8 protein-coding genes are annotated in these 11289 nt (G+C 69.1%); 6 read left to right on the top strand and 2 right to left on the bottom strand.

Annotated features, from left to right (window positions below; translation table 11 throughout):
- Positions 1–109: 109 nt before the first annotated feature.
- Positions 110–2323 (bottom strand): terpene synthase family protein, encoded by a 2214-nt coding sequence (locus ACNPQM_RS38185; protein ID WP_418087560.1) that lies wholly within the window; start codon positions 2321–2323, stop codon positions 110–112.
- 385 nt (positions 2324–2708) lie between these two features.
- On the opposite strand from ACNPQM_RS38185, the gene ACNPQM_RS38180 reads away from it, so the two are divergent.
- Positions 2709–4043 carry an N-acetylmuramoyl-L-alanine amidase gene (locus ACNPQM_RS38180; protein ID WP_418087559.1) on the top strand — a complete coding sequence of 445 codons (1335 nt, stop codon included), beginning with the start codon at positions 2709–2711 and terminating at the stop codon, positions 4041–4043.
- Positions 4044–4259: 216 nt separating this feature from the next.
- On the opposite strand, the gene ACNPQM_RS38175 is transcribed toward ACNPQM_RS38180, so the two are convergent.
- On the bottom strand, positions 4260–5456 hold the full coding sequence (locus tag ACNPQM_RS38175; protein WP_418087558.1) for an ROK family protein: 1197 nt from the start codon (positions 5454–5456) through the stop codon (positions 4260–4262).
- 164 nt (positions 5457–5620) lie between these two features.
- Between ACNPQM_RS38175 and ACNPQM_RS38170 the strand changes: the two genes are divergently transcribed.
- Genes ACNPQM_RS38170 through ACNPQM_RS38150 form a run of 5 tightly spaced genes read left to right on the top strand, consistent with a single transcriptional unit; the run spans position 5621 to position 11214 of the window.
- Complete coding sequence (locus ACNPQM_RS38170; RefSeq protein ID WP_418087561.1) at positions 5621–7108, top strand: sugar ABC transporter ATP-binding protein; 1488 nt, start codon at positions 5621–5623, stop codon at positions 7106–7108.
- Positions 7105–8124, top strand: coding sequence for an ABC transporter permease (locus ACNPQM_RS38165; RefSeq protein ID WP_358861130.1), 1020 nt, complete (start codon positions 7105–7107; stop codon positions 8122–8124). Before ACNPQM_RS38170 ends, ACNPQM_RS38165 begins: the two co-directional genes overlap by 4 nt.
- A complete protein-coding gene (locus ACNPQM_RS38160; protein ID WP_418087557.1) occupies positions 8121–9122 on the top strand; it encodes an ABC transporter permease in 1002 nt (333 codons plus the stop codon). The genes ACNPQM_RS38165 and ACNPQM_RS38160 overlap by 4 nt, the downstream gene beginning before the upstream one ends.
- Before the next feature lie 11 nt (positions 9123–9133).
- Positions 9134–10336, top strand: coding sequence for an ABC transporter substrate-binding protein (locus tag ACNPQM_RS38155; protein ID WP_358861128.1), 1203 nt, complete (start codon positions 9134–9136; stop codon positions 10334–10336).
- A complete protein-coding gene (locus ACNPQM_RS38150) occupies positions 10333–11214 on the top strand; it encodes a sugar phosphate isomerase/epimerase family protein (RefSeq protein WP_418087556.1) in 882 nt (293 codons plus the stop codon). Before ACNPQM_RS38155 ends, ACNPQM_RS38150 begins: the two co-directional genes overlap by 4 nt.
- Positions 11215–11289: the final 75 nt, after the last annotated feature.

Genomic DNA, 11289 nt, shown 5'->3' with positions numbered 1-11289 from the left:
CCCGACCCATTCCCCCATCACCACGAAAACGAGTCTGGCCCCGCCGCTCACGCGGCGGGGCCAGAACCCCAAGATCTTCATGAATCTTCTAGGCCCGTGCGGGCGGCCGTTACGCGCTGGTCGCCGAGGGCTGAGCGAACAGCGCGGTCACCCGCGCCGCCGAGATGCCGAGCCCCGTGGGACCACCGAGGTGCCACGGAGCGGCGGTACCGCGCCGCAGATCCTCCTCGCGGTAGCGCCGGCAGCCCCGGTGCCAGATCAGGATGCCCGCGATCCAGTGCTTGAGTTCCTGGACATAGCCCGCCAGGATCTCCCTCGCCTCGGCATCGAGCCCGAAGTCGTCGTAGAGGAGCGGGAGTTCCTGCTCGGCGACATGGAGGAACTGGCGGAGCCGGGAGTCCATCAGGTCGTGCACGATCGCCATCCCGGTCGGATAGTCGACCCCGAAGAAGTTCTGCACGACCAGGACGCCGTTGTGCACCTCACCTTCGTACTCGATCTCCTTCTGGTACGAGAAGAGGTCGTTGAGCAGGCACGCGTAGTCGGCGGCGGCGTTCTCGAGGGAGCGCAGCGGACCGCTGCGGTAGATCTCCTCCGGCAGCTTCCTGCCGTGACCGAGCCGGGACAGACTCAGCGTGAGATCCGAACCGAACGTCAGCCGCCGCATCTCGATGTAGTCCACCGGATCCGGGATCCGGTTCTGCGCCTGATTGGCCAGTTCCCACAGCCAACTCGCCGTCATCGACTCGACGGCCGTACGGAACGCGCGTCGTGCGCTGTCGTCAATCGGCGTCGAGGTCCGCGCCCAGAGATCGGCGAGACCGCGCTCCAGCGCGTTCACGGGGTCGGGCACCGCGGAATCGTCCAATGGCATGAACAGCGACAGCCGCTCGTTGGCCAGCCGCGCCCCGGCCAGGTCACGGGTCCTCCCGTGCACCACCGGGAACCAGTCGTCGCCGTATGTCCCCCAGGTCAGCCACTGCGAGGACAGGTCCAGCTCGTCGGGCGTCGCGTCCGGATGCAGACCCGCCGCGCACAGCGGCAGATCGATCGCGACGAGCCGCTCCTCGTCCCAGATGTGCGAGCCCGGCACGCCCGGCTGTGCCTCCAGGATCCCCATCCGGCGCGACCAGTCGACGATCCGGACCCGGGCCCCGTCCAGATGCGGACTGAGCGTCGTGCCGAACGGCAGGTCGAAGTCGGGCAGCAGCGACGGACCGACCCGCTGGTACGGCACATGGGTGTGGCTGCGCAGCCGGGCCGACTCCGAACGCGGAGTGAACCGGATCGACGCCGCGGACATACCGAAGCCGAGGACGGCCTCGCCTGCCCCGCCGTTGTTCATGTAGCGGCTGGAACGCATGTGCCACTCATGGCCGCCGGACTGCCAGTCCTGCAACCCCTTGACATAGGCGAGTACCGCGGTGGTCTCCGCCGGATCGAGCCCTTTCTCCGCGCACAGCGGCCCGAGTTCGGTGAGCGCGGTGTTCTCGAACTGCTGGAGCCGCGAGGTCAGCAGCTCGTTGACTGCCTCGGCCGCCTCCTGTGTGGAGCAGCCCAGGAACGTCTCCAGTACCAGCACCCCGTTGCTGTTCTCGCCCTCGTCCTCGACCTCCCGCTGATACGAGAAGAGGTCGTTGCGCAGATGTACTCCGTCGGAGAAGGCATCCCGCAGGACCCGCAGTGCCCGCTCGCCGGCCACCGACTCGGGCACCTCTGCGCCCGCCGCGTACTCCACCAGACCCGCAGACCATGGGGCTCCGCCCACCTTGCGACGCATCTCGATGTATTCGACGGGATTGGCGATGCGCCCCTCGTTGATATTGGCGAGCTCCCACAGCGACTCGTCGAGCAGATTCTTTGTCGCCTCCGCGAACCGGGCCCGCCAGGCGTCGGACATCGCCGGCACCGTCCGCGCCCACAGATCGGCCAGCCCCGCCTCGACCGGATTCGTCGGCTCTGGTGTCGGCGCCCCACGCTCCATGGGCATGAAGGCGGGCAGCCGGTCCAGATATTTCTTTCCGCCTTCCCGGTCCGGGTTGCGCTTGAAATGCTCCAGGAAGTGGTCGTCGAAGAAGAACACCCACACGTACCAGTCGGTGACCAGCGACAGGGCCTCCGCCGAGCAGTCGGGATGCGTGTACGCGCAGAGGAGCGCGTAGTCATGGGAGTCGAGGTCCTCCTCCTCCCAGATGCCGGAACCCTCCAGCATCCCTATGCTGCGCGCCCAGGTCCTGGTGTGCTGTCGGGCCTCCTCGACATGGGAGTTGAGCCGCGCCGGATACGGAACATAGAAGTCCGGCAGGGTGAAGGGCTGAGCCATGTGCGTCCGGCCTCTCCGGGGGTCTCCGCGCGGGGTCGCGCGTACCTGTCGTGTCCGCGCGAGCACTACCCCTGGGCCGTCCGGGGCACGCACATCCTGAATTAGTCACACAAAAGGTGCGTCCTGTCAGGAGATGCCGATGCATTCCGGCCCACGGCCACGGCTCCGTAAAACCCAGGTAACGGCCCACTGCCAGAAACCCGTTGCCTCTTTCCCGTCGCAGGTCAGAGACCCTGCCAGTGGTCTGGTCCAGTGGCTCAACCGGCAACCCTCCTTGCGCTCTTGACGCGCCATCACCTCAGGTCACAGAGTGTGCGCCCATGGCGGAACAGTGAGATCGGACCACGTACGACATTCCATGCGCACAGCTCCAAGAAGGGTTGTCATGACGTCCAAGCAGAGGACCAGGCTCACGCTCGCCCTGACCACCGTCGGCGCCCTGAGTCTCGCGCTGCTCACCCCCGCGGTGCAGGCCGGCGCGGACGGGGTGCGGCCCGAGTGTCCGCGCGGCCTCGACTGCGACTGGGTCCCGGCGGCCTACCGGCAGACCGGCGATCCGGCCGACAAGGAGACGTACGGCAACTACGACACCGCGGACCGGCCGCACAGCAACAAGATCAAATTCATTGTTCTGCATGACACCGAGGAGGACTTCGACACCACCCTGAGGATCTTCCAGAACCCGCTGAAGCAGACCTCCGCCCACTACGTGGTGCGCTCGGGCGACGGTCATGTCACCCAGATGGTCAAGAACAAGGACGTCGCCTGGCAGGCGGGCAACTGGTATGTCAACACCCACTCCATCGGCATCGAGCAGGAGGGGGTCGCCGTCGAGGGTGCGACGTGGTACACGCCCGAAATGTACAACTCGACGGCGAAGCTGGTGCGTTACCTCGCCGACAAGTACGACATCCCGCTCGACCGGCAGCACATCATCGGTCACGACGGCGTGCCGCCCACCAGTGCGGCCGGTACCAGGAACATGCACTGGGACCCGGGTCCCTACTGGGACTGGAACCGCTTCATGGCACTGCTCGGCAAGCCGACGACCGTTCCGAGCGCCCCGAAGAGCAGTCCGCTCGTCACCGTCAGCCCCCGGTTCAAGGACAACCAGCAGGCCTTCCGCGACTGCGAGAAGGGCGTCGACCTGCCGGTCCAGGGCAGCAGTGCCGTCCCGCTCCACACCGAACCCTCCATCGACGCACCGCTCTTCTCCGACCCCGGACTGCACGCCGACGGCTCGCCCGGCACGAACTGTGCGGCCGACTGGGGCAGCAAGATCAGCGCGACCCATCAGGCGGTCGTCGCGGACCATGCGCCCGGATGGACGGCGATCTGGTGGTACGGCAAGAAGGCCTGGTTCCAGACCCCGGCGCACACCCGGACCACCGTCCCGACCGCCGGCTACGTCGTACGCCCGAAGGAGGGCCGGACCGAGGTGCCGGTGTACGGGGTGGCCTACCCGGAGAAGTCCGAGTACCCCGCGGACTTCGCGGACAAGCGGGTCGGGACGGCGCTGCCGTACACGATCAAGGCCGGGCAGTCGTACCCCGGCGGCGGCGAGGCGCCGACCGGCTTCTTCTACGCCCCGACGATCGATGCGTCGTACCCGCTGGACCACTCCTACTTCCAGGGCCAGGAGAAGTATGTGACGGTGCAGATCGGGCATCGGGTGGCCTTCGTGAAGACCTCCGACGTGGATGTGGTACGGGTGCGGTGAGTGCCGAGGGCGGGGGCGGGAGTCCTGCGGGGCTCCGCTCCCGCACCCGCGCTCCTCATTCGCCGAATGGATGGGATTCTTCCGGTTCGGCTTGATTATCCGTCCGGGCGGAAAACCGATCCCGTCCTGCCATTGAGGAACGGCCCCGGGGGGCAGCGCCCCGGTTTCGGGCGGTGGCGGGTAGGGGAGTAAACCCCGCGCAGCGGGCCTCGCCTCCTACCTGCGTCTCCCCGCCACCTCCCGGTCCACCTGCTCCGGCGACAACGCGTGCTCGATCGCCAGGATCCCCGCCCCCACCGCCGCGGCATTCTCCCCCGTACGGCTCGGCTCGATCCGCAGCAACTGCGTGGCCAGGGGGTGTGAGCGCCGGTAAACGGCCTCCCGTACACCGGCCAGCAGTTGATCGTGCACGGCGGCCAGCGCACCGCCCATCACCACCGTGTCCGGGTTGAAGAAGTTCACCAGCGCCGCGAGTACCTCTCCGACAGCCCGGCCCGCCTCGCGCACCATCAGTACCGCCTCGCGGTTCCCGGACTTCACCAGGCGCACCACATCGCTGCCCGATGTCGCGTCCAGCCCAAGACCGGCCAGCTTCGCCGCCAGTGACGCACCCCCCGCCACCGCCTCCAGGCAGCCCGAATTGCCGCACCTGCATTGCTCGTCGAGTTCCGCGACGCGGATGTGGCCGATGTCGCCCGCGCAGCCCTGCGCCCCCCGGTGCAGCCGGCCGTCGGCCACGATCCCGCAGCCGATGCCCGTGCCGACCTTGATGTACAGCAGGTAGCGGCAGTCGGGGAAGGCGCGGCGCTGCTCCGCCAGGGCCATGACGTTCACATCGTTGTCGACGAGTGCCCGTACCCCGAACCGGGCGGCGAAGAACTCCGGGATCGGGTACTGGTGCCAGCCCGGCATGATCGGCGGATCGACCGGACGGCCGGTGGAGAACTCCACCGGGCCCGGAACCCCGACCCCGATGGCCTTGAGTGCCGCGGGCGTCCGGCCCGCTTCCTCGAGGAGTGCGTGCACGGTCCGTTCGACATGGCGCAGTACGGAGTCGGGGCCGTCCCCGATCGCCAGGGGATTCTCCCGCGTCGCGAGGGTCGCACCGCCGATGTCCAGCAGCGCCACCCTGCAGTGCGAGGCTCCCAGGTCCACCCCGGCCACCGCATGCTCACGGGTCCGCAGCGCGAGTCGGCGAGGAGGGCGCCCCCCGGTCGAGGCGCCGTCCGCGTCCTCGTCCACGAATCCGTGCGCGATGAGCGCGTCCACCCGCTGTGAGACCGTCGAACGCGCCAGCCCGGTGATCCGGGCGATGTCGGCGCGCGTTGCCACGGCCCCCGAACTGATCAGCGCGAGCACCTCGCCGGGCGAGTGCGAGGAGGTGGCGGACGGGCGATCCGACTGCAAAGACATGGCAGTCACCCTAAGGACGACTTCCGCTGCTCACAAGGCAGTTGGTGTTCGGTCATCGGCAAAAGTCTGCGCCAATTGGGCAAAGAGCAATGATGCATGAACCCTTGACAGTCCAAAGTCTCGTCACGACTCTGCTCAACAGACCACTGACCGAGGAGCCGGTGATGCTGACGATGCAGGGCGTGTCCAAGAGCTTTCTCGGGGTGCGTGTGCTCCACGACGTGGAGCTCAGCCTTGAAGCCGGAGAAGTGCACGCCCTGGTGGGTGAGAACGGAGCAGGGAAGTCGACCCTGATGAAGATCCTCGCGGGTGAGCACTTACCCGACGCCGGGACCCTCACGATCGACGGAACCGAGCACTCCTTCAGTCACCCGGCGCAGGCCCAAGCAGCCGGAATCGGCATCATCCACCAGGAGTTCGCGCTCCTGGCCCACCGCACCGTCGCCGAGAACGTCTTCCTCGGCCGGGAACCCACCCGGTACGGACTCGTCGACGGCCGGGCCATGGAACGGCGCACCGCCGAACTCCTCGACCGGATCGGCGCGACCGGCATCAGCCCGAGGACCCTCGTCCACGAGCTGTCGGTCGCCCGCCGGCAGACCGTCGAGATAGTCAAGGCACTCGCCTCCGAGGTCCGCATTCTGGTCATGGACGAACCCACCGCCCCGCTCGCCGACCACGAGGCCGGACAACTCGCCGCCCTGGTCCGCCGGCTGGCCGCCCGCGGGCTCGGCATCCTCTACATCTCGCACCGGCTCCGCGAGGTCTTCGAACTCTCGCAGCGCATTACCGTCCTCAAGGACGGCCGCCACGTCACCACCCTCACCACCCGCGACACGGACGCCGACACCGTCGTACGCGCCATGGTCGGCAGGGAACTGGGCGCCTACTACCCGCCCCGCGCCCGGCCCGAGGAACTGGGCGAGCAGCGGCTCACCGTACGCGGCGGCGGCAACGCCCGTATCTCCGGCATCGATCTGACGCTGCGGGCCGGCGAGGTTGTCGGCATCGCCGGGCTCCAGGGCTCCGGCCGCACCGCCCTCGCCCGCGCCCTGTTCGGCGCCGACCCTTTCACCACCGGCGCCATGACCGTCGGAGGCCGGCCCCTGCGCCCGGCCCGGCCGAGGGACGCCATTCGGGCCGGGATCGCCCTGGTCACCGAGGACCGCAAGACCGAGGGCCTGGCGCTGCGCCAGTCGGTGCGCGACAACGCCCTGCTCGTCACCCGGGCGGTGCCGGCCCGTTCCAGGCCGCCGACGGGCCGTGAGGTGACCGCTCTGCTGGAGCGCGTACGCCTGCGGGCCGACGGCGAGGACCAGCAGGCCCAATACCTCTCCGGCGGCAACCAGCAGAAGGTCGTCATCGCCAAGTGGCTCGCCGCCCGCCCCCAGGTCCTGCTGTTCGACGAACCCACCCGCGGTGTCGACGTCGGCGCCAAAGCGGCCATCCACACCCTGGTACGGGAACTGGCACGCGAGGGTCTCGCCGTACTGATCATCTCCTCCGAACTGCCCGAGCTGATCGGAATGAGCGACCGCATCCTCGTCATGTCCGAGGGGCGCCTCGCGGGCGAACTCCCCGCCGGAGCGACGGAGGAGACCATCATGCGGGTCGCCACCGGCGGCGCCGAAGCGCGGAAGGGGGCCGCATGACCGCCCTGCGCCCCGACGTCCGGGAAACCGTCTCCCGCCCGCGGAACCGGCGGCCGGCGGTGCCGCACTTCACCGGCCCCATCACCGGTGTCTGGCTCGCGGCGCTCGCCGTCACCGTCCTCGGCTGGATCGTCGTCGCCGCCCGCGGTGGGGACTTCCTCACCGTCACCACCGTCGTCGCGATTCTGCAGAACTGTGTTGCCCTCGGCCTCGTCGCCGCAGGACAGACCGTCGTCATCCTCACCGGATCACTCGATCTGTCTGTGGCGTATCTGATCAGCCTGGGCACGCTCGTGGCCGCCGAGACGATGGAGAGCGGCAGCGTCCTCCTCGCAGTCCTGGCCGTCCTCGCGCTCTCCGCCGCTGCCGGTCTTGTCAACGGCTTGATCATCACCGGTCTGAAGGTCAATGCCTTCATCGCCACCCTCGGAACCGCGTTCATCCTGCGCGGCTGGATCGAGGACAACTACACGGGCCCGGCGGGCAAGGTCCCCGCCTCCTTCCAGCACCTCGGCTACGACCGGATGGGCCCGGTCCCCGTCTCCGTCTTCCTGCTGCTGGCCGTCGCCGCCGTAGTCTGGCTGATCACCCGCCGCACCAGGCCCGGCCATCACATGTACGCGACCGGCGGCGACGAGCACGCGGCGCGCCTCTCCGGTGTCCGCACCCGGCGCACGGTCGTCCTCGCCCACATCCTCTGTTCCCTGTGCGTCGGCACCGCCGCCCTCTTCCTCGCCGCCCGGCTCGGCGCCGGCGCCCCGTGGGCCGGCACGGAGGCCCGCTACGACCTGGAGTCGATCGCCGCCGTCGTTCTCGGTGGCACCGCACTCGCCGGAGGCCGAGGGGGAGTGACCGGGACCCTCGGCGGAGTCCTCGTCCTGTCCGTACTCGACAACGTCTTCAACCAGCTCGGCGTCGACCCCTTCTTCAAGAACGTGGTCCGGGGCGTCGTCATCATCGCGGCCGTCGCCGTCTACGCCCGAGGCCGCCGCACCCCGCAGGGGAGGACCGCATGACCACCGCAACCGCCTCGCCCGGCCGCCGCACCGTCCGCTCCCTGGGCACTGGCGCCCCCGTCTACGCGCTGCTCCTCGTGCTCCTCGGCGCCCTCGCCCTGACCGACCCGGGCTTCTACGAACCCGACCGCCTGCTGGCCTTCGTCAGACGCGCAGCCCCCCTCGTCATCCTGGCCGCCGGCCAGTATCTGGTCATCGTCTGCGGCGAGTTCGACCTCTCCGTCGGGGCGATCGTCACCGCGGGGGTGGTCGTCGCCGCCGAGCTGTACGGCTCGTTCCCCGACGCCCCCTGGCTGCTCGTCACCGCCGTCCTGCTGCTCGCCGGAGCCCTTGCCGGTCTGGTCAGCGGACTGATCACCACGCTCCTGCGCGTGCCGTCGTTCATCGCCACGCTCGGCATGATGCTGATCCTCGAAGGCGCTGTCTTCTTCTGGACCGGCGGCTCCCCCCACGGCATGCTGCCCGCCGAGTTCCGCCGGCTCGGCCGCGCCGCCGTGTTCGGCTGGCTGCCCTGGGCCGTCCTCGCCTGTCTCGCCGCGGGAGCCCTCGCCGTACGGCTGATGTGTTCCGACTTCGGCCGTACGCTCCTCGCGACCGGCGACAGCGAACGCGCCGCCTCGCTCGCCGGAGTCCGGGTCGCCCGCGCCCGCATCATCGCCTTCGTCCTCTCCGGCACCGCGGCCGCGCTCGCCGCCGTCCTCGTCGGCGGCTTCTCCGGAGTTTCCGCGCAGGCGGGCCGCGGCTACGAGTTCGAGGCGATCACCGCGGTCGTCCTCGGCGGCGTCGTCCTCGGCGGCGGGCGTGGCTCCGTCATCGGCGCGATGGCCGGAGCGCTCTCACTCCAGGCGCTGTTCACCCTGCTCAACCTGCAGGGCGTTTCCGGAGCCCTGGAATCGACCGTGCAAGGGGTCGTCGTCATCGCCGCCGTCGCCCTCGGCGCCGCCGACTGGTCCCGGCTGCGCCGTCGCCGTACCCACCCCTCGGGAGTGAAACGATGATGAGTACCCGCATGGCACGACACGCACTCGTGCCCGTCACCGTTCTGTTAGGCGCGGCACTGCTCGCCGGCTGCACAAGCGATGCACCGCCGGGCGTACCCACCGCCTCCGGCAGCGCCGACGGCACCGGATCGGGCACCGGAAAGCAGTCGAAGTTCTTCGACCGGGCCGAGTACGAACGGCAGCTCGCCCTCGCCGACGAGACCCCGCAGGGCCCTGCGGACAAGCCGTGGGAGCAGATGCTCAGCCCGGAGCTCATCGACACGACGCAGTACAAGAAGAAGAGCCCCGGCTCCGTCCACCTCTGCTTCTCCAACGCAGGCGTCTTCAACCCCTGGCGCCAGGTCGGCCTGAAGAACATGCAGGCCGAGGCCGCGCTCCACAAGGAGATCAGCGAGTTCACCGTCCTGGACGCCCAGGGCAAGGACGACAAACAGATCTCCGACATCCAGGAACTCACCGGCAAGGGCTGCGACGCCCTGATCGTCTCCCCGAACACGACCGCCACCCTGACCCCTGCCGTCGAGCAGGCCTGCGCCAAGGTGCCCGTCATCGTCTTCGACCGGGGCGTCGAGACCGACTGCGCCGTCACGTTCATCAACCCCATCGGCGGTTACGGGTACGGCGCGGTCGCCGCCGACTTCCTCGTCGAGAAGGTCAAGCCGAAGGGGAAGATCCTCGCTCTGCGGATCTCGCCCGGCGTCGACGTTCTGGAGACCCGGTGGTCGGCCGCGAAGGTCGCCTTCGACAAGAGCGGACTGGACGTGGTGGACGTGAAGTTCACCGATGGCGACCCGGCCAGAACCAAGTCGATCGTCAGCGACGTACTGACCCGCAACGGCGACATCGACGGCGTGTGGATGGACTCCGGTGCGACGGCCGTCGCCGCCGTCGAGGCGTTCGAGGACGCGGGCAAGGACGTGCCGCCGATCACCGGCGAGGATCAGCAGGACTTCCTCCAGGCATGGAAGGAGAAGAAGCTCACGGCCATCGCCCCGTCGTACCCCACCTTCCAGTGGCGCACCCCTGTCATCGCGGCGCTGAGGATCCTCGGCGGACAGCAGGTCCCCAAGGAGTGGAAGCTCCCGCAGCCCACCGTCACCCAGGACACCCTCGACCAGTACCTCAAGCCCGGCATGCCGCCGCTGCACTACGCGATGTGCGGCTGCGAGAAGCTCCCCGGGTTCCCGAAGAAGTGGGGAGGCAAGGAGTGAGCGCCGTCCTGCCGCTCGGGGCCAACCCATGGATCTGGCACTCCCCGGTGACGTACGAAGCACTGGGCGCCGTCCTGCCGCTCCTCTCGGCGTGGGGCTTCGACTGCGTCGAGATCCCGATGGAGAACGAACGCGACTGGGAACCCGTGGCCGTCACCAAGCTCCTCGAGGCCTCGGGGCTTGCCCCCGCCGCGGTCGTCGCCGTCATGCCGCCGGACCGCAATCTGGTGCGTACCGACCCACAGACCGTCGCGGTCACCCAGGACTATCTGCGCCGTTGCGTCGACGCCGCCCATGCCCTGTCCGCCCCCACAGTGGCCGGCCCCGTCTATACCGCGGTCGGCCGCACCTGGCGGATGGACCGCATCGAACGGGCGGCGGCCTACGCGGAGTTGCGCGAGAACCTCGCCCCCGTCGTCGACCATGCGCGGGCCGCGGGCGTACGGATCGCGGTCGAGCCGCTCAACCGCTACGAGACCAGCCTCCTCAATACCGTCGGCCAGACCCTCGACGCTCTGACCGGACTCCCCGAGGACACCATCGGCCTCGCGCTCGACACCTACCACCAGAACATCGAGGAACGCTCCCTGCCCGATGCCGTACGCCGCGCCGCGGGGCGCATCGTCCACGTTCAGGTGTGCGCGAACGACCGTGGCACGCCCGGTGCCGACTCCCTCGACTGGCCCGGCTTTCTCACCGCACTCACCATGAGCGGCTATCGGGGGCCGCTCTGCATCGAGTCGTTCACCGCGCACAACGACGCCATCGCGATCGCCGCCTCCGTCTGGCGGCCGCTCGCCGACACGCAGGACGCCATCGCCACCGAGGGACTGGCCTTCCTGCGGCGAACCCTCGCAGCCACCCCCGTCCCCAACTGATTTTCCCTCAAGTCCCTTACGGATCCCCACCACAGAGAGGACACAATCCGTGAGCCGGTCCGTGACCTGTCATGC

Origin of the sequence: Streptomyces sp. NPDC056231 (genome assembly GCF_048270745.1) — a bacterium.
Taxonomy (GTDB): Bacteria; Actinomycetota; Actinomycetes; order Streptomycetales; family Streptomycetaceae; genus Streptomyces.
The sequence above is the reverse complement of the archived record's forward strand: the minus strand, read 5'-3'. Positions and strand labels throughout refer to the sequence as shown.

Coding starts and splice junctions, on each gene's coding strand:
- ACNPQM_RS38185 (WP_418087560.1), bottom strand. CDS start 2,323: ATGGCTCAGCCCTTCACCCTGCCGGACTTCTATGTTCCGTATCCGGCG.
- ACNPQM_RS38180 (WP_418087559.1), top strand. CDS start 2,709: ATGACGTCCAAGCAGAGGACCAGGCTCACGCTCGCCCTGACCACCGTC.
- ACNPQM_RS38175 (WP_418087558.1), bottom strand. CDS start 5,456: ATGTCTTTGCAGTCGGATCGCCCGTCCGCCACCTCCTCGCACTCGCCC.
- ACNPQM_RS38170 (WP_418087561.1), top strand. CDS start 5,621: ATGCTGACGATGCAGGGCGTGTCCAAGAGCTTTCTCGGGGTGCGTGTG.
- ACNPQM_RS38165 (WP_358861130.1), top strand. CDS start 7,105: ATGACCGCCCTGCGCCCCGACGTCCGGGAAACCGTCTCCCGCCCGCGG.
- ACNPQM_RS38160 (WP_418087557.1), top strand. CDS start 8,121: ATGACCACCGCAACCGCCTCGCCCGGCCGCCGCACCGTCCGCTCCCTG.
- ACNPQM_RS38155 (WP_358861128.1), top strand. CDS start 9,134: ATGGCACGACACGCACTCGTGCCCGTCACCGTTCTGTTAGGCGCGGCA.